Origin of the sequence: Butyrivibrio sp. FC2001 (assembly GCF_000424125.1) — a bacterium.
Classification (GTDB): Bacteria; Bacillota; Clostridia; order Lachnospirales; family Lachnospiraceae; genus Butyrivibrio.
The window spans coordinates 182140-199598 of record NZ_AUJH01000003.1; the positions used below are offsets into that span (position 1 = coordinate 182140).

Genomic DNA, 17459 nt, shown 5'->3' on the forward strand with positions numbered 1-17459 from the left:
TAGTAGTTTAGTAAGGAGAAATTTTAAAATGCAGTCACGTACACATACATGTGGTGAGCTCAGAGCTGAGAACGTGGGTAACAAGGTTAAGCTTGTAGGCTGGCTTGAGAACCTTCGTGAGGTTGGCGCAGAGCTTGGCTTTGTGGTATTGAGAGATTTTTACGGAACAACCCAGATCGTCATCGAGACAGAGGAGATGATGAAGGTTGTTAAGGGTATTAATAAGGAATCAACTATTTCTGTTGAGGGTACAGTAAGAGAGAGAAGCTCTAAGAACCCCAAGCAGGCTACAGGTGATATCGAAGTAGTACCTGAGAAGATAGATGTTCTTGGCCGTTGCAGATACAACGAGCTTCCTTTTGAGATAAACAGAAGCCGCGAGGCTGATGAGACAGCACGTCTTAAGTATCGTTATCTTGATCTTAGAAACCCTGAGGTTAAGAAGAATATTATTCTTAGAAGCAATGTTATTGCTGCTCTAAGAAGCTCAATGATCGAGCATGATTTCATGGAGATCACAACACCTATTCTTACAGTTTCATCTCCTGAAGGTGCAAGAGACTACCTTGTTCCTGCAAGAAAGCATCCCGGAAAGTTCTATGCACTTCCCCAGGCTCCTCAGCAGTTCAAGCAGCTTCTTATGACATCAGGTATCGATCGTTATTTCCAGATCGCACCCTGCTTCCGCGATGAGGACGCAAGAGGCGACAGATGTCCCGGTGAGTTCTATCAGCTCGACATGGAGATGGCATTCGCTACACAGGAGGATGTATTTGAGATCTGTGAGGATGTTCTTCCTCCTATCTTTGCTAAGTATGGTACATACGATAGAGCATCAGGTGCTCCGTTTGCAAGAATTCCTTACCGTGAGGCTATGGAGAAGTATGGTTCAGATAAGCCGGATCTTCGTATCGACCTTACAGTTCAGGATGCTACAGAGGTTCTTAAGGATTGCGGATTTGGTCCTTTCGCAACCAAGGCAGAGGACGGCAGCGATACAGATGTAAGAATCAAGGCTGTTGTTATCTCTGACTTCAAGGAGAGCCGCAAGTTCATCGATAAGACTATCGCTGACGTAGAGGTTCAGGCGGGTGTTAAGCCTTACTGGTTCAGAATAGATGAGAATAACGAAGTAGTTGGCGGTATCGCTAAGTTCGTTCAGGAGAACAAGGACGCTGTTATTTCAGCTCTTGGCCTTAAGGCAGGTGATCTCGTAGTACTCAGCTCAGGTAAGCTTCTCCAGGCTCAGAAGACCGCAGGTGTTGTTGTTAAGACTTTTGGTGCTGCTGTTCCCGGACACATGGATAAAGAGCAGTACTCATTCTGCTGGATCGTTGATTTCCCTATGTACGAGATCGGCGAGGAGTCAGGTGAGCTTGAGTTCTGTCACAATCCTTTCTCAATGCCTACAGGCGGAATGGAGACACTTCTTAAGGCAGAGCGCGGTGAGATGGATCCTCTTGATATCATGGCTGACCAGTATGACCTTGTATGTAACGGTATCGAGCTTTCATCAGGTGCTGTTCGTAACCACGATCCTGAGATCATGATCAAGGCATTCGAGCTTGTTCGCCTCGGTGAGGATGATGTTAAGGCTAAGTTCCCTGCTATGTACAATGCATTCTGCTACGGCGCACCGCCGCACGCAGGAATAGCTCCCGGAGTTGACCGTATGATCATGCTCCTTTCAGGTGAGCCTACCATCAGAGAGGTTATTCCTTTCCCGATGAACAAGAATGCGCAGGACATCATGATGGGTGCTCCCGGCGAGGTAACAGAGAAGCAGCTTGAAGAGCTTCATATCAAGACTGTTGTAGAAGAATAAAAATTGGATTTTATGCCCCTTGGATTTTTCCAGGGGGCTTTTGTATATTCAAAAAATGCTCTTAAAATCGATATATTTTCCGCGAATAAAAAGTAAAATGTTTGTAAAATCGCTCACAAAGAATTGTTTTTTCTGACTAATCCTTGTATTATTGAAATATATGTTGCGGTATTCCGACCTTTGATTAAAATTATCAGATATGAATGGCGGAAACGCAGATAATATCTATAAAAATTGAGTTTAAAGCAGAAAGCTAAAGACAATAAATGATCAAAAAGACAACGGATTTTTCAAAATTAATGACCCAGTTTGCGATGGTTGGGCAACTGGGCTTATCTCTTGTAACACCGCTCTTAATTTGCATATTTGCGTGCTACATGCTGACAACCAGACTGGGTGTTGGCACATGGGTGTATATTGTGGGCTTTTTCTTTGGGATCGGGGGTTCATTTATGACGGCTTACAAGGTTTATCTTGAGGTCGAGAAGAAAAACGAGAAAAAGAAACGCTCAGAGAAAGAAGTGTCTTTCAACAAACATATTTAAAAAATAATGGAGAGAAAAGTTTTGTTATGGTGATTCAGGATGCAGTCAAGAAGGAGACTTCGTTCATTGCTGTGGGGACAGCGGTGGCGAGCCTTGTTGTGTTAGCAGTATTTTTTGTTTTGCATCAAGTGGTGCCTGTGGATGCGCCTTTTGGCTACAAGGTACCTTTTGATTATACGGTCTTCTTAGGTGCGATAGGTGGAACTGTCGTAGCTGTGGGGAACTTCTTCTGGATGGGCCTTACAGTGCAGAAGATCACAGGGATGAATGAAGAGGAGATGGACAGGGCGAGAAGTACCATGGCTGTAAGCTTGCGTTATCGCACGATGATGCAGCTCCTATGGGTGATTCTGTCTATCTTTGTGCCGGCTATAAATCTTGTAACCGGTGTTATTCCTCTATTTATTCCGAGTATTTTAATAAAAATTCGCGGGATTCTAACTGCGAGGAAAGGAAGGTGAAAATAAAGTATGAACTTTGAAGTAGCCGGCAGTAAGATCTATTACACCATCCACACCGGCATACCGATCCTTGGAGATTTTAATATCACTGAGACATTGGTTGTCAGCTGGATTGTAATGGCGATTATAACGCTGCTGTGTATCTTCCTGACGAGAAACCTTCAGGTCGAGAATATTTCAAAGCGCCAGGCAGTTGCAGAGATGATTGTTGAAGCAGCTCACAATCTGGTTCGAAGCAATACAGGCGGTACTAAGTTTGACTGGCTTATTCCGCTGGTATCCACGATATTTGCAACAAGTATCGTATCGAACCTGATATGCCTTGTAGGACTCAGAAGTCCGACGGCCGATCTTTCAACAGAAGCGGCATGGGCAGTTGTCGTATTCGTAATTATCACTGCGTGCAAGATCAAAGCTGGAGGATTCCTTGGATATCTGAAAGGATTCACCACTCCAATCGCTGTAATGACACCGTTCAATATTCTTTCTGAGTTGGCAACACCTGTAAGTATGGCTTGCCGTCACTTCGGTAACATTCTCTCAGGTATAGTTATTGACGGACTTATCTATGCAGCACTTGCCATTGCGTCTTCGGCATTATTTGGACTTATACCGGGCGCTGTGGGTGATGTACTTTCCCATATTCCGATCCTCAGTGTCGGACTCCCGGCAATCCTGGGCGTGTATTTTGACTGGTTTACAGGATGTATGCAGGCGTTTATTTTCTCAATGCTGACGATAATGTATATCGCCAACGCAGCAGAGGGGTAATTTTTACAATTTCATATAAAAACATTACTTTTAGGAGGATTTCAACATGAGTGATTTTCAGATTTTAGCAAAAGGTATTGCACTTGCAGGATGCGGTATTGGTGCAGGATGTGCACTGATCGCCGGTATCGGACCTGGTATTGGTGAAGGAAATGCCGTTTCTAAGGCACTTGAGGCAATCGGACGCCAGCCTGAGTGTAAGGGTGATGTAACAAGTACCATGCTTCTTGGTTGTGCGATCGCTGAGACAACCGGTATCTATGGTTTCGTTACTGGTCTTCTTCTTATATTCGTAGCACCCGGCACATTCATGGGCTATCTGAACTGATCTTTTTCAGTAGCTTAAGCCCCAAAGTAGAAATTATGGAGGTAAACGAATGGGCACACAGGACTTAGTAACACTCGTTCCGTGGACGTTCATAGCACAGATCCTGAACCTCTTCATTCAGATGTGGCTCATCAAGAAGTTCCTTTTCAAACCTATAAATGAGGTAATCGAAAAGAGACGTCAGCTCACCGAGAACGAAATCAAGGGAGCAAGAGAAGCCAAGGAAAAAGCTGAATCAATGAAGAAGGAATATGAGACAAGCTTATCATCCGCACAGGCAGAAGCAGCTGAGATAGTTGCAAATGCTCAGAAGGAAGCACAGGGCAAGGCTGACAACATCGTTAAGGAAGCTGAGCAGCAGGCCAAGGGTCTCATGGAGAAAGCGGAAGCTGATATAGAACAGTCAAAGAAGAAAGCCATTAACGAGGCTAAGGACACCATCGGCGGACTTGCAATGGATATTGCAGGAAAAGTCGTGGAGAAAGAAATCAACGAGAACGATCATAAGAAACTTATTGATGAATTCATTAACAATGTAGGGGAGGCGTCATGACCAAGGCTGGAGATTTATACGGACAAAGTCTGTATGATCTGGCGCTTTCGGAAAACCTTACGGATGATATCTTAAGTCAGATGGAATCGGTCAAGGAGATATTTAAGGAGAATCCTGATTATGTCACACTTTTATCGGAACCATCCATTCCGAGAAAAGAGAGATTAAGGCTTGTTGATGAAGCATTTGACGGACAGCTCCAACCGTACCTGCTTAACTTTATAAAGATACTCATTGAGAGAGGATTGCTGAGACAATTTTCCTCATGCGTAAACAGGTTCAGGAGCAGTTATAACAAGGATCACGGAATTGCAGAGGCAACCGTGACAAGCGCTATAGCACTTAACGAGTCGCAGATAAGCGCACTTAAGTCAAAGCTTGAGTCAATCAGCGGCAAGAAGATTCTTCTAACTCAGAAAACCGATGGAGCTGTACTCGGAGGAATCCGGGTGGAGATCGAAGGTAAGCTCTATGATGGAACAGTTCAGGGGCGCCTCGATGAACTCCGCAAGAAGGTTGACGAGACAGTCCTATAAGTAAGAATAAAACCCACGGAGGCTTTTAGAATGGAATTAAAACCAGAAAAAATATCCGAGGTGATTCGAAGCCAGATCAAAAACTATCAAAATGCGATCATTCAGAATGAGACCGGTACAGTTCTTACCGTTGGTGACGGTATTTCCAGAGTTAGCGGACTTTTGAACTGTATGTCAGGAGAGCTTCTCGAGTTCGAGAACGGCACATTCGGAATGGCTCAGAACCTCGAAGAGACAGTAGTATCCGCGGTTCTGTTCGGAGAAGATGTTGGTATCAGCGAAGGACAGACCGTTAAGCGTACCGGACGCGTAGTTTCAGTTCCGGTTGGCGATGCAATGATAGGACGTGTTGTAAACGCTATCGGACAGCCGATTGATGGCGCAGGCCCTATCGAATCAAACGATTTCAGACCTGTTGAAATTAAGGCACCGGGTATTATCGAAAGACAGCCCGTTAAAGAGCCTTTGCAGACAGGTATCAAGGCTATCGATTCCATGATCCCGATCGGACGTGGACAGCGTGAGCTGATTATCGGTGACAGACAGACAGGTAAGACTACTATTGCTATCGATACGATCATCAACCAGAAGGGTAAGGATGTAATCTGTATCTATGTTGCAATAGGTCAGAAGAGATCAACAGTTACTTCACTTGTGGCAGAACTGCAGAACGCAGGCGCTATGGAGTATTCCATCGTCGTAGCAGCTACGGCATCAGAGCCCAGCCCGCTGCAGTACATCGCACCTTACACAGGCTGCACCATGGGTGAGTACTTCATGAACAAGGGTAAGCACGTACTGGTTATCTATGATGACCTTTCAAAGCACGCTGTTGCATACCGTGCACTTTCCCTTCTTATCCGCAGACCTCCGGGACGTGAAGCTTATCCCGGTGACGTATTCTACCTGCATTCAAGACTCCTTGAGAGAGCTGCTAAGCTTTCTGATGAAAATGGTGGCGGTTCACTTACCGCTCTTCCTATCATCGAGACACAGGCAGGTGACGTATCTGCGTACATTCCTACAAACGTTATCTCCATCACAGATGGACAGATATTCCTTGAGACAGAGCTTTTCCACTCAGGTATCATGCCGGCGGTTAACCCCGGTATCTCAGTATCCCGAGTAGGTGGTAACGCTCAGATTAAGGCTATGAAAAAGGTTGCAGGTACACTGAAGCTGATCTATTCACAGTACCGTGAGCTGCAGAGCTTCGCTCAGTTCGGTTCAGACCTTGATGAAGACACCAAGAGTCGTCTTGCACAGGGTGAAAGAATCGTGGAAGTTCTTAAGCAGGATAAGAGTTCACCGGTTGCTGTTGAGAAGCAGGTTGCTATCCTATACGCAGTTATCAACAATGTACTGACAGATGTTGCAGTTACAGACATTGCAGAGTATGAAGCAGGACTCTTTGAATACCTTGATACCAATCCTGACGGAAGCGATGTTATGAAGACTATTCGCGAGACAGGAAAACTCGAGGCAGAGACAGAAGAGAAGATGAAGAACGTACTTAAGGCATTTACCGAGAAGTTTCTTGCAGGTAAAAAGTGATAACGGAGGATAACACATGGCTGCTAATATGAAAGCTGTGAAGCTCCGGATAAAAAGCGTACAGAGCACCATGCAGATTACAAAAGCGATGCAGCTGGTTGCTGCCAGTAAGCTGAGAAAGGCGAAGGAGAAAGCAGATAACTCCAAGCCCTATCTTGGAACGCTTCTGGATACACTTCATGATATCGCTGATGGAAACCATGATTTTCAGTCGCCCTATACCAAGGCAGGCAAAAATGATAAGTGGTTATATGTTGTAATCGCCGGTGACAGAGGACTTGCAGGAGGATATAACTCCAACCTGTTTAAGTTTATGGAGAGCGAGACTAAGGGACGTGATATTGAAGTATTCCCTATAGGAAAAAAATCCGTTGAGTATTTCAAGCACAGAAATGTTCCGATTTTTACAGAGGAATTTGCAGAAGTCGCCAAGGTAACAATTTCAGAGTGTTTCTCTGTAGCAAAGCTTTTATGCGAGGCATATAAAGAGGGTAAATTCGGACATATTTTTCTGTGTTATACAGATTTTGTATCTATGATGTCACAGGTTCCAAAGGCCAGTCCTATCCTTCCGTTGTCAGACCTGGCAGTAGGAGATGGGGCTGCGAAAAAGAACAAATCGCTTATTCTGTATGAACCGGATAGCGAGACTGTTTTCAATACAGTTGTTCCGGAGTATTTGGCGGGAGTGCTATACACGAGTATAAATATCTCTGTTGCGAGTGAGCTTGCAGCGAGAAGAACTGCGATGGAAGCAGCTACCGACAACGCAGAAGAAATGATTGAAACATTAAGTCTGTATTATAACAGAGCACGTCAGGCAAGTATTACTCAGGAAATTACAGAGATTGTTGCCGGTGCAGAAGAACCGTAATAAAAAACCGATTCCCGAGGATGTTCCTGATTTATAAAACACAGGAACAGATCAGGGATGAGAGGAAAAGGAGTACTCACGATGAGTGAAAAACATGTTGGAAAGGTAATACAGGTAACAGGACCTGTCCTTGACATTCGTTTTGGCGAGGGTGAGCTGCCGGATCTGCATAGCGCTATTGAGATCAAGAATGGAGATTCCACTCTTGTAGCTGAGGTAGCACAGCAGATTGGTGATGATGTAGTTCGTTGTATTGCAATGAGCTCCACGGATGGACTTGTTCGTGGAATCGATGCAGTAGATACAGCTGCTCCCATCTCAGTTCCGGTAGGTGACGAGTGCCTGGGACGAATTTTCAATCTTCTTGGTGAGCCCGTTGATAATCAGCCTGCTCCCACGACGCAGGAGAGATGGCCAATTCACAGACCGGCTCCGTCATTTGAAGATCAGGTTCCTGCTACTGAGATTTTTGAGACAGGAATTAAGGTAGTTGACCTTATCTGCCCTTACGCTAAGGGTGGTAAGATTGGTTTGTTCGGTGGTGCGGGAGTTGGTAAAACCGTCCTTATCATGGAGCTTATCAATAACGTTGCTAAGGCACACGGTGGTATCTCAGTATTCACCGGTGTCGGCGAACGTACCCGTGAAGGAAATGACCTTTACGGAGAAATGAAAGAAAGTGGAGTTATTAACAAGACTGCACTTGTTTACGGACAGATGAACGAGCCCCCGGGAGCACGTATGAGAGTTGCTCTTTCAGGACTTACAATGGCTGAATATTATCGTGATGTTAAGAATCAGGATGTGCTTCTTTTCATCGATAACATCTTCCGTTTCACACAGGCCGGTTCAGAGGTTTCCGCGCTGCTTGGACGTATGCCTTCAGCCGTTGGTTACCAGCCTACACTGGCTACAGAGATGGGTGCGCTTCAGGAGCGTATCACATCAACCAAGAAGGGTTCAATCACATCAGTTCAGGCCGTTTACGTGCCTGCAGATGACTTGACAGACCCTGCTCCCGCAACGACATTCACACACTTGGATGCAACCACCGTTCTTTCCCGTGACATTGCATCAAAGGGTATTTATCCGGCAGTTGATCCTCTGGATTCCACCAGCCGTATCCTTTCACCTGACGTAGTGGGTAAGGAGCACTACGAAGTTGCTAAGGGCGTTCAGCAGGTTCTCCAGAGATATCGTGAATTGCAGGATATCATCGCTATCATGGGTATGGATGAGCTTTCCGATGAAGATAAGCAGACAGTTTTCAGAGCTCGTAAGGTTCAGAACTTCCTGTCACAGAGCTTCTCAGTTGCTGAGCAGTTCACAGGACTTCCGGGCAAATACGTTCCTCTGAAGGAAACCATCCGCGGATTTAAGATGATTCTTAACGGTGAGTGTGATGATCTTCCGGAGTCAGCATTCCTGCTGGTCGGAACAATTGATGAAGTGTTCGAGAAGGCTAAGAAGAATAGCTAAATATACTAGAGAAATTTTGCTTCCATGCAATTAAGAATAATGCGCCATTCCAAAGCGGATGGTGGATGGAAAGCAGACAGATGAGGGTTTAACAATATGGCTACTTATCATTTAGAGGTCGTATCCATTGATGGATTGGAATATGAGGGCGAGGTTGAGAAGGTTCTGCTTCGTACTATAGATGGAGATGTTGAGATATTAGCAAGACATACCAACTATTGTACCGGTATAGGAATGGGAACTGCTCATGTAACCTTCGCAGATGGTAAAGAGAGAAAAGCCGCATGTATTGGCGGAATGCTCTCAGTAATGGAAGGTGAAGTCCGTATTCTTCCGACCAACTGGCTCTGGAGCGACGAGATAGATGTGGAACGTGCGCGATCAGCGAAAGCCCGGGCAGAGGAGGCACTTAAAGATGCCAGACTTACCAAAGAGGCAAGAGTCCGCGCCGAAGCCAAGCTTTATCGTGCACTTGTTAGAATTGGTTCCGCTGATTAAATTTACGATTCAGCTATTTTTAGAGGATGATTTGCGTACTCGGGGGAGATGCAGGTCATGCTTATAGGCTGGTTGTGATATTAGAAGCGCTGTGGCTTGCCTATATGGCTTGCTGCAGCGCTTTTGTAAAAACCTGGTAGCGCCGGAGACGGCTCATCGCAATCTCTTGCGGGGGCTTTATACATAAGGATACAGAATGAAAGGGTTGAAGGAAATAATCGGGGATTTTTCTGAGTTTGGTATCCTTTTTGGTGCTTATTTGAAGGTGTTTTTCGGGAAAATGGAAATTTTTTCTTGAAAATATCAATTTGGTATCCATGATTGTCTGATATAAGGGTACCAAATTAAGAAAAATCGCCTCGTAGTGAAAGTGACATCAAAAATAAGCATAATTAGAGGGGAAAATGGATACCAAAGCAAATTTTTAAAGGGATTTTTTCCAAGTAAAACATTAAATGAATAATAAAGCCTCAAGTTTTGACCGGAGTAGCCATCGGTAACTTGCTCCATCATTTATATTATGTCTGCCCCGAAATGCAAATCAATGATCCCTTGAACATAGCTGATATCAAGAGGACAGTCAGCGGTCTCGTAGGTGAGGATTAGATTATCTCCCGGGACATATCCGGCATTTATGTAACTTCTAATTTTGTTGCACATAGCATTTTGATACTTAGCTTGATCGGCAAGACCAAAGTGTTCCCAAATATACAATTTATTAGTAACTGGATGCCGAATTGTGAAATCGGGATAAATGGTATATTCACCTAGCAAAAGAGCATGCTCATACATATAGGATAGGTGATGATCAAACAATGCGTAGGCGATAATAGCTTCTGATTTCGATCTGACAAATTGTCCCTTTGGGGCCTTTATTATTAATGCTTCGGGATGATTGGGATTGGATATGTAATCATGATCACTTAGCCATTGGTATTGATCTGAAAGTAGAGGTACATAAGGTGAATCTGCAGCTAAAATATTGTTAAGCCTGCAGTGCTTTCTGACTCGAATATATGCATTGATTGCAGTGATTTCATTTTCAATATCGCGAATATAGTTCTTCAACAAAGCCTTTTTAGCAAGCTGTGATGCATAATCAATTTTACTTTTAGAAATATAAGTTCTTTTAGTTTTTCCTGATTTATCTTTTTCCTGAAGATACCACTTTGCTCCATTTTGATATATTACAAGAGTTCCTTCAGGTAAAGAGTTCACTTCAGATTGATATTTGTGAAGTAGCCTGGTTAGTTGCTGCTTTCTGGTTAAGAAATAATTAGACATAAATATTTATATATTGCTGTAATTAGGGCAATACAAATAATACTCCTTTCATATTACAACTCCTCAAAAGAAAAATGCTTCAAAAACCAAAATAGGAAAATACGGATGAATATCCTTGAAACGATAAAGATGATAACATATTAAATATATAATGTAAAGTAAGATAATCAATGTGATTGTGATATAGTGCTGGGAATTGGCGACAAAACTGATAATACTGAATATTGCGAACAAATATAGCTTGCAAAATATTTGACGTGATTCGTGTTAATGGAGAATTTGAATAATATGGAAAAAAACATTCTTACAGAGCAAAGAAATGTAGCGGTCCTGTTAATTATATACAGAATACCTGAATTCATCACTTCCTTTATTGCGGCTATAGCCAGCGGTTCAATGGTTGTGTGGCTTGAATTTATGGAAAATGCAAGTGTTCTTGTTCCGGGAGTAATACTTGTAGTACTTACTACGAAACTGAATAAGAATCTGAAATTCAGATTCAATTATGGAACCGGAAAAGTAGAAGCGATAACAGCCCTTTGCTGTGAGACGTTTGATCTTGCGGGAATTTTGTGCATAGTATTCTTTGCTGTAAGAAAAATAATATTGCCGGAGAGTGAAGAAGAATTTTTGGTATTTGCACTTGTTGTAAGTATTGTTGGTGTGCTTATAGATATATTTATATATTTTAAAGAGAAGAATCTTGTGAGCAAGAACCATAGCAGGATGATCCATTCAGCATTTGTGGCAGCAAGAAACGAATTCGTGTTTGATGCGATTTCTATTGTAACATTGATTATTGGAATCATATTTGAAAAAGCGAGCTGGATAAGGTATTTTTCTCCGCTGGTATGCGTGGTTGTCTCATTGCCATTAGCATATATAGTGGTTCATCATCTGACAGATGCAATTAGAGAACTTAGCGACCTTACATTGGATGAGGATTCACAATTAAAGATCCTCAAGGCATTAAATGAGTTTTATGAATATTATGATGAGCTTGGAGAGATTAAAAGCCGTATAAGCGGAACTGACCAATATGTCGACATTGAACTTTGCTTTAAGCAGGATATGACTTACCACGAAGTAAGTAAGGTCTCAGAAAACATAAAGAAAAGAGTATCTGATGAAATCGGTGGTGGGATCGTAAACGTAGTAATAATCTAAATGCAAGAAATGCTGCTTTGATAGCAGCATTTTTTGTGCATCTAATGTAACTATCAGGACAATCAGGGATCTGTCTAACCTCTTCGCCTATATCTATATTCATAGTCTTATCCTAAAGTAACATAATCACTTCAGTTATGTGTAATTGTGTAAGAAATGAAGACAGGAAATTTGTTTAATTCTGATAATTGAAGTTGAGGGTGGTAATAACATATAATGTGTGTACGTTAACGGATACGAAAACCAGAAAAAAGCGGGGTAGGAAAAATGACAATTAAAAGCGTAACAGACAAAGAATTCAAAGAGTACGGCAGAGTTGTTGAGGGTTACAGTGTTGCAGAAATCCTGAAGACACTTGAGAATGACACTCCTTGTCCGGATGATGTTGTTTATGTAGCTGAGGAGCCTAAGCTTATGGCTACATCAGATACCAAGGATCTTGGCACAAGCCTCTTTGGTGGTATGCCCTTCCAGTTCGGTTACTGCAACGGACATAACACAAAGATGAACTGCATGGAATATCACAGAGACAGCGAGTTCAACCTTGGAACTGAGGATTTCATCCTTCTTCTTGCTAAGCTCAGTGACATCGAGGATGGCAAGCTTGATTCTTCCAAGGTTGTAGCATTCAAGTGCCCTAAGGGCGTACTTGTTGAGGTTTATGCTTCAACACTTCACTATGCTCCCTGCCATGCAGATGCTTCAAAGGGCTTCAAGGTTCTCATCGCACTTCCCAAGGGAACAAACGTAGGAACCACAGAGACAGCTGGCAAGAACCTTGATGACAGAACACTTTTCGCTACAAATAAGTGGCTTCTTGCACACAAGGATGCATCTGAGATCGCTGACGGCGCTTATGAAGGAATTACAGGCGAGAATATAGATATCGCAGCACTCATCTAATGAGGGGAAAATGGCAACAATAACAGAGATAGCGAAGCAGGCCGGCGTTTCGATAGGTACTGTTGACCGTGTCCTTCACAACAGAGGATATGTGAAGCAGGAGACCAGGGAGAGGGTTGAGAAAGCGTGTGAGGAGCTCCACTATGAGCCTAATCGAGTGGCGCAGGGACTGGCAGTAAGGAAAAAGAAGCTTAAGTTTCTTTTCATGATCCCGAAAACCCAGTTCAGTCCGTTTTTCATACCCGTTAGGGAAAGTGCCGAGAAGAAGGCGAAGTCTCTTGAGGCATATGCGGCAACTACGGATATCATCGAGTATCCCGATAATGCCGATGAAGAGAGCCGGTTACTGAAATCGCTGAAAGAAACCATAGGAGAGTACGATGGAGTCTGCATAACAGGTTCCACATCTCTTATAAATGATTTGATAATTGAAGAGCAGAAAAAGCGTGATCTTCCGCTTGTGTTCTACAACAGCAGACTGGATGGAGTGGACCATCTTGCGTATGTGGGATGCGATTATATCGCTTCAGGAAGACTTGCGGCAGGGCTTACAGCCATGGCTGGCGGAGAAGACGCTAAGATATGTTTTTTCACGGAATATGACAGCATCAAGGAAAGTGCCACGGAGCGTATAAGGGGCTTCTCGAACGAGATGAATTCCCGCTATCCGGACATGGAGCTTCTGGGAAAATGGACCATATCCCTGGACCGCGCTGAGAATAAGCGTGCGGTTAAGGAGATGCTGATCAAGTACCCGGAGACAAATGTGGTATACGTCATCAATCCGAGAGATTACGACATCTGCAGACTTATATCCAATGAGGATACGCAGCACAAGATACGGATCATAACCAATGACCTTGTTGCGGTGCAGTATGAGATGTTCCACAAGGGAATGATCTCAGCCACAATATGCCAGGAGCCTGAAAAACAGGGAAAGCTTTCGCTGGAAATACTGTTTAATTATCTGGCGTACGGAACGGTGCCGAAGAAGGTGAATTACACGGAACTTAGCATACATATAGAGCAGAATTTATGAGCCCTCATCCGGCGCTTTGCGCCACCTTCCCCCAGAGGGGGAAGGCAAGATGATATAGAGCCTTCCCCTTGGGGGGAAGGTGGCAGCGAAGCTGCCGGATGAGGGGCATAGTTAACAGAATTTAAAGAATAATTCTGTGAAATATGTCAAATTGACAACAGAGACCGTAAAACTTATGATTTAGTAGATGTGTTAACGTACACACAAATTGATGGAATGCGTCATAAAAATATCTAAACGCATGAGAATCAAAGGCTTTTCGCGGTTTTGGAAAGAAAAATCGCATAACAACAGAAACAATAATTATTTATAAGGGTAGGAGGACATCAGTATGAACAACATTCCCCAGGTTAAAATTGGTCTGGTAGCAGTCAGCCGTGACTGTTTCCCGGCATCACTTGCAATCAATCGTAGAAAGGCATTAGTAGAGAGCTACAAGAAGCTTTACAACGACGTAGACGTTTACGAGTGCCCTGTTTGCATCATCGAGAGCGAGACTCAGACACTTGAGGCTCTTGAGGATGTTAAGAAGGCAGGATGTAATGCACTTTGTGTATATCTTGGTAACTTCGGTCCTGAGATTTCAGAGACACTTCTTGCAGAGAAGTTTGGTGGTCCTGTAATGTTCTGCGCAGCAGCAGAGGAGTCACAGGGTGACCTTATCGATGGTAGAGGAGATGCTTACTGCGGAATGCTTAACGCAAGCTACAACCTTCACCTTCGTAACGTAAAGGCATATATTCCTGAGTATCCTGTTGGAACAGCAGATGAGTGCGCTAAGATGATCAATGAGTTCGTTCCGATCGCAAGAGCACTTTATGGTCTTTCAGAGCTCAAGGTTATCAGCTTCGGTCCTCGTCCGATGAACTTCCTTGCTTGTAACGCTCCTATTCAGCAAATCTACAACATGGGTGCTGAGATCGAGGAGAACTCTGAGCTTGATCTTTTCGAGAGCTTCAACAAGCACGCTGGTGATCCCAGAATCGCTGACGTTGTTGCAGATATGGAGAAGGATCTTGGCGCAGGTAACAAGAAGCCTGAAATCCTTTCAAAGCTTGCTCAGTATGAGCTTACACTTCTTGACTGGATCGAGGAGCACAGAGGCGGGAAGAAGTTCGTATGTATCGCTGGTAAGTGCTGGCCTGCATTCCAGACTCAGTTCGGATTCGTTCCCTGCTATGTAAATTCAAGACTTACAGGCCGTGGAATTCCGGTATCCTGCGAAGTAGATATCTACGGTGCAATTTCTGAGTTCATCGGAACATGCATCTCTAACGACGCTGTTACACTTCTTGATATCAACAACTCTGTACCTGCTGATATGTATGAGCAGTCCATCAAGGGCAAGTTCGACTACAAGCACACAGATACATTCATGGGCTTCCACTGCGGAAATACATGCACAAGCAAGCTTTCAAGCTGCGAGATGAAGTTCCAGAGAATCATGGCTAGAAACCTTCCTGAAGAAGTTACACAGGGAACACTTGAAGGTGACATCGTTCCCGGTGATATCACATTCTACAGACTGCAGAGTACATCTGATAACCACCTTCGCGCATATGTTGCACAGGGTGAGGTTCTTCCTGTTGCTACTCAGTCCTTCGGTGGTATCGGCGTATTCGCTATTCCGGAAATGGGCAGATTCTACAGACACGTTCTCATCCAGGGCAACTTCCCTCACCACGGTGCAGTTGCATTTGGTCACTTCGGCAAGGCTCTTTACGAGGTATTCAAGTATGTAGGTGCTGAGACAATCGGCTACAACCAGCCTGCATCACTTCCTTATCCTACAGAGAACCCTTTCGCTTAATCAGTGATAAGTAATTTGTGAAAATAGAAATGCCTTTCGGGACTAATTTCCCGGAAGGCGTTTTTTTATTCAATTCCTTCGGATTTCCTATTGAATAAAAACCGCTCCGCTATGGATGCGACTGGTGCGCAGATGAATTTTGCAAGCTAAAGCTTGCGCGCACCAGCGCGCAAAGAGTCGCGAGCGACTCTTTGTTCATGGAAAATCTATTTTTGTCAGATGTATTAGTGGGAATAAGTTTTGAGAAAGAGGAGATTACATCAGTAAAGAGAAAAAATGTAAACTGATGTAAAGATTATCATATGTGGGGATTCTTGTTACGTCAATTATAGCTAGATAGGAAAACTGGCGTAAGGAAAATCAGATGTTTGGGATTGCCATTACGTCAGTTGAAGAGGTAAATGGAAAACAGGTGTAAGGGGAATCAGATAGTTAGAGCTACCATTACGTCAGTAGAAGAAGTAAATGGAAAACAGGTGTAACGGGAATCAGAAGTTTGGAATTGTCATTACGTCATTTATAGGAAAAAAGAGAAAACCGGTGCAATTATAATATAATATTGAGAATTACAGTTACGCCAATAGTAAGACAAATGTGATAGTTGGCGTAAAGGATAGAATTCAGATATTTAAATACAAAATAATATGGTCTGAAAAATCTTTATAAACGAAACCAAAGTGATAGAATTGATGGAGTAGTGAAACATGTGTATAGGAAGGGATAATCAAACTATGAAAATAGTAGCAGCAGAAATTGACAGCGTGGGAAATGATATAGATTACAGATCCCTTGAGAAACTTGGAGATGTGACATTTTATAAGGATAAGGTAACCGCTGAGAATGCAGAGGAACGCCTTACTGGTGCAGATGTACTTTGCATCAACAAATCCAAAATTACTACAGATATTTTGAAAAAAGCACCTTCTTTAAAACTAATATGTGAGTTTGCGACCGGGTTTGACAATGTTGATATCAAAGCCTGCAAAGAATGTGGAATCAAGGTTGCAAATGTTGCCGGATATTCTACAGCATCTGTTGCGCAGCATACCTTTGCACTTCTTTTCTATGTAATGGAAGCATTAAAGGATTATGATGAATTTGTAAAAAGCGGAGAATATGCTTCACAGGAGCATTTCTGTAAGCTGGACATCCCTTTTCATGAGCTTGACGGTATGACCTGGGGAATCATAGGAATGGGTAATATCGGAAGAAAAGTTGCTCAGATAGCGACAGCATTTGGAGCGAAGGTGATCTTCTATTCAGCTTCCGGAAGAACAGATCACAATAGTGAAGATGAGCAGTATGAGATGGTAAGCTTTGATGAACTTCTCAAAAGAAGCGATGTGCTCTCGCTACACTGCCCGCTTTCTGACAAGACCAGAGGCATCATAGATGAAGTAGCATTTAAGAAGATGAAAAAGTCTGCAATTTTAATAAATGTGGCAAGAGGACCAGTAGTAAATGAGGAGGATCTCGTAAAGGCACTTGAGGATGGAGAAATTGCGGCAGCAGGACTTGACGTTCTGACAGTAGAGCCTATGAAAAAGGACAGCCCGCTTCTTAGAATTCAGGATAGTAAGAAATTGTTTGTGACACCCCATATGGCGTGGGCAAGTGTGGAAGCAAGAAGCCGGTGCGTAGAGGAAGTTGCAAAGAATATCCTGGCATTTGAGAAGGGAGAAGCAAGAAATATTGTAGGGTAACTAAAGACATTGCAAATAACAAGGAACATAGCAGGAGAATTAAAGCCTCCGGAATAACAAGGAACATAGCAGGAGAATTAAAGCCTCCGGAATAACAAGGAACATAGCAGGAAAATTAAAGCCGCCGTA

Annotated in this window: 17 protein-coding genes; 16 read left to right on the plus strand and 1 reads right to left on the minus strand. The window is 43.3% G+C overall.

Features of this window, described 5'->3' with window-relative positions:
- The first annotated feature begins 28 nt into the window (after window positions 1-28).
- From aspS to atpC, 11 genes are all read left to right on the plus strand, one after another.
- On the plus strand, window positions 29-1825 hold the full coding sequence (gene aspS, locus G601_RS0100780) for an aspartate--tRNA ligase (protein ID WP_026664163.1): 1797 nt from the start codon (window positions 29-31) through the stop codon (window positions 1823-1825).
- A gap of 266 nt (window positions 1826-2091) precedes the next feature.
- Complete coding sequence (locus tag G601_RS0100785; RefSeq protein WP_026664164.1) at window positions 2092-2370, plus strand: AtpZ/AtpI family protein; 279 nt, start codon at window positions 2092-2094, stop codon at window positions 2368-2370.
- Window positions 2371-2396: 26 nt separating this feature from the next.
- A complete protein-coding gene (locus tag G601_RS0100790) occupies window positions 2397-2831 on the plus strand; it encodes a hypothetical protein (RefSeq protein ID WP_026492857.1) in 435 nt (144 codons plus the stop codon).
- Between the two features lie 9 nt (window positions 2832-2840).
- Window positions 2841-3602, plus strand: a complete 762-nt coding sequence (locus tag G601_RS0100795; protein ID WP_026492856.1) for a F0F1 ATP synthase subunit A — start codon at window positions 2841-2843, stop codon at window positions 3600-3602.
- A 46-nt stretch (window positions 3603-3648) separates the two neighbouring features.
- Window positions 3649-3930, plus strand: coding sequence for an ATP synthase F0 subunit C (gene atpE / locus G601_RS0100800; protein ID WP_022761136.1), 282 nt, complete (start codon window positions 3649-3651; stop codon window positions 3928-3930).
- A 49-nt stretch (window positions 3931-3979) separates the two neighbouring features.
- Window positions 3980-4483: a F0F1 ATP synthase subunit B gene (atpF, locus tag G601_RS0100805; RefSeq protein WP_026492855.1), complete on the plus strand. Its 504-nt coding sequence runs from the start codon at window positions 3980-3982 to the stop codon at window positions 4481-4483.
- Complete coding sequence (atpH, locus tag G601_RS0100810) at window positions 4480-5019, plus strand: ATP synthase F1 subunit delta (RefSeq protein ID WP_026492854.1); 540 nt, start codon at window positions 4480-4482, stop codon at window positions 5017-5019. Before atpF ends, atpH begins: the two co-directional genes overlap by 4 nt.
- A 30-nt stretch (window positions 5020-5049) precedes the next feature.
- Window positions 5050-6573: a F0F1 ATP synthase subunit alpha gene (gene atpA, locus G601_RS0100815; RefSeq protein WP_026492853.1), complete on the plus strand. Its 1524-nt coding sequence runs from the start codon at window positions 5050-5052 to the stop codon at window positions 6571-6573.
- 16 nt (window positions 6574-6589) lie between these two features.
- Entirely contained in the window at window positions 6590-7447 is an 858-nt protein-coding gene (gene atpG / locus G601_RS0100820; protein WP_026492852.1) for an ATP synthase F1 subunit gamma, read from the plus strand.
- Window positions 7448-7528: 81 nt separating this feature from the next.
- Complete coding sequence (atpD, locus tag G601_RS0100825) at window positions 7529-8926, plus strand: F0F1 ATP synthase subunit beta (protein ID WP_026492851.1); 1398 nt, start codon at window positions 7529-7531, stop codon at window positions 8924-8926.
- Window positions 8927-9022: 96 nt separating this feature from the next.
- Window positions 9023-9424: an ATP synthase F1 subunit epsilon gene (atpC, locus tag G601_RS0100830; RefSeq protein ID WP_026664165.1), complete on the plus strand. Its 402-nt coding sequence runs from the start codon at window positions 9023-9025 to the stop codon at window positions 9422-9424.
- Between the two features lie 513 nt (window positions 9425-9937).
- Here atpC and G601_RS24570 read toward each other — a convergent pair.
- A complete protein-coding gene (locus G601_RS24570; protein WP_051205437.1) occupies window positions 9938-10708 on the minus strand; it encodes a hypothetical protein in 771 nt (256 codons plus the stop codon).
- A 288-nt stretch (window positions 10709-10996) separates the two neighbouring features.
- Here G601_RS24570 and G601_RS0100845 point away from each other — a divergent pair, with 288 nt between their 5' ends.
- The 5 genes from G601_RS0100845 (at window position 10997) to G601_RS0100865 (ending at window position 17330) form a co-directional block, all read left to right on the plus strand.
- On the plus strand, window positions 10997-11875 hold the full coding sequence (locus tag G601_RS0100845) for a cation diffusion facilitator family transporter (RefSeq protein ID WP_026492849.1): 879 nt from the start codon (window positions 10997-10999) through the stop codon (window positions 11873-11875).
- A gap of 267 nt (window positions 11876-12142) precedes the next feature.
- Entirely contained in the window at window positions 12143-12778 is a 636-nt protein-coding gene (locus G601_RS0100850; protein WP_026664166.1) for a DUF4867 family protein, read from the plus strand.
- Between the two features lie 10 nt (window positions 12779-12788).
- A complete protein-coding gene (locus G601_RS0100855; protein WP_026664167.1) occupies window positions 12789-13817 on the plus strand; it encodes a LacI family DNA-binding transcriptional regulator in 1029 nt (342 codons plus the stop codon).
- 331 nt (window positions 13818-14148) lie between these two features.
- Window positions 14149-15627: an L-fucose/L-arabinose isomerase family protein gene (locus G601_RS0100860; protein WP_026664168.1), complete on the plus strand. Its 1479-nt coding sequence runs from the start codon at window positions 14149-14151 to the stop codon at window positions 15625-15627.
- A 731-nt stretch (window positions 15628-16358) separates the two neighbouring features.
- Window positions 16359-17330: a D-2-hydroxyacid dehydrogenase gene (locus tag G601_RS0100865; RefSeq protein WP_026664169.1), complete on the plus strand. Its 972-nt coding sequence runs from the start codon at window positions 16359-16361 to the stop codon at window positions 17328-17330.
- The last annotated feature ends 129 nt before the right edge of the window (window positions 17331-17459 follow it).

Excerpts from the sequence above, each read along its gene's own strand:
- G601_RS0100855 (WP_026664167.1), top strand. The coding sequence starts at position 12,789 with ATGGCAACAATAACAGAGATAGCGAAGCAGGCCGGCGTTTCGATAGGT.
- G601_RS0100785 (WP_026664164.1), top strand. The coding sequence starts at position 2,092 with ATGATCAAAAAGACAACGGATTTTTCAAAATTAATGACCCAGTTTGCG.
- G601_RS0100795 (WP_026492856.1), top strand. The coding sequence starts at position 2,841 with ATGAACTTTGAAGTAGCCGGCAGTAAGATCTATTACACCATCCACACC.
- atpD (WP_026492851.1), top strand. The coding sequence starts at position 7,529 with ATGAGTGAAAAACATGTTGGAAAGGTAATACAGGTAACAGGACCTGTC.
- atpE (WP_022761136.1), top strand. The coding sequence starts at position 3,649 with ATGAGTGATTTTCAGATTTTAGCAAAAGGTATTGCACTTGCAGGATGC.
- G601_RS0100865 (WP_026664169.1), top strand. The coding sequence starts at position 16,359 with ATGAAAATAGTAGCAGCAGAAATTGACAGCGTGGGAAATGATATAGAT.
- aspS (WP_026664163.1), top strand. The coding sequence starts at position 29 with ATGCAGTCACGTACACATACATGTGGTGAGCTCAGAGCTGAGAACGTG.
- atpG (WP_026492852.1), top strand. The coding sequence starts at position 6,590 with ATGGCTGCTAATATGAAAGCTGTGAAGCTCCGGATAAAAAGCGTACAG.
- G601_RS0100845 (WP_026492849.1), top strand. The coding sequence starts at position 10,997 with ATGGAAAAAAACATTCTTACAGAGCAAAGAAATGTAGCGGTCCTGTTA.
- atpH (WP_026492854.1), top strand. The coding sequence starts at position 4,480 with ATGACCAAGGCTGGAGATTTATACGGACAAAGTCTGTATGATCTGGCG.
- G601_RS0100850 (WP_026664166.1), top strand. The coding sequence starts at position 12,143 with ATGACAATTAAAAGCGTAACAGACAAAGAATTCAAAGAGTACGGCAGA.
- atpF (WP_026492855.1), top strand. The coding sequence starts at position 3,980 with ATGGGCACACAGGACTTAGTAACACTCGTTCCGTGGACGTTCATAGCA.
- atpA (WP_026492853.1), top strand. The coding sequence starts at position 5,050 with ATGGAATTAAAACCAGAAAAAATATCCGAGGTGATTCGAAGCCAGATC.
- G601_RS24570 (WP_051205437.1), bottom strand. The coding sequence starts at position 10,708 with ATGTCTAATTATTTCTTAACCAGAAAGCAGCAACTAACCAGGCTACTT.
- G601_RS0100790 (WP_026492857.1), top strand. The coding sequence starts at position 2,397 with ATGGTGATTCAGGATGCAGTCAAGAAGGAGACTTCGTTCATTGCTGTG.
- G601_RS0100860 (WP_026664168.1), top strand. The coding sequence starts at position 14,149 with ATGAACAACATTCCCCAGGTTAAAATTGGTCTGGTAGCAGTCAGCCGT.
- atpC (WP_026664165.1), top strand. The coding sequence starts at position 9,023 with ATGGCTACTTATCATTTAGAGGTCGTATCCATTGATGGATTGGAATAT.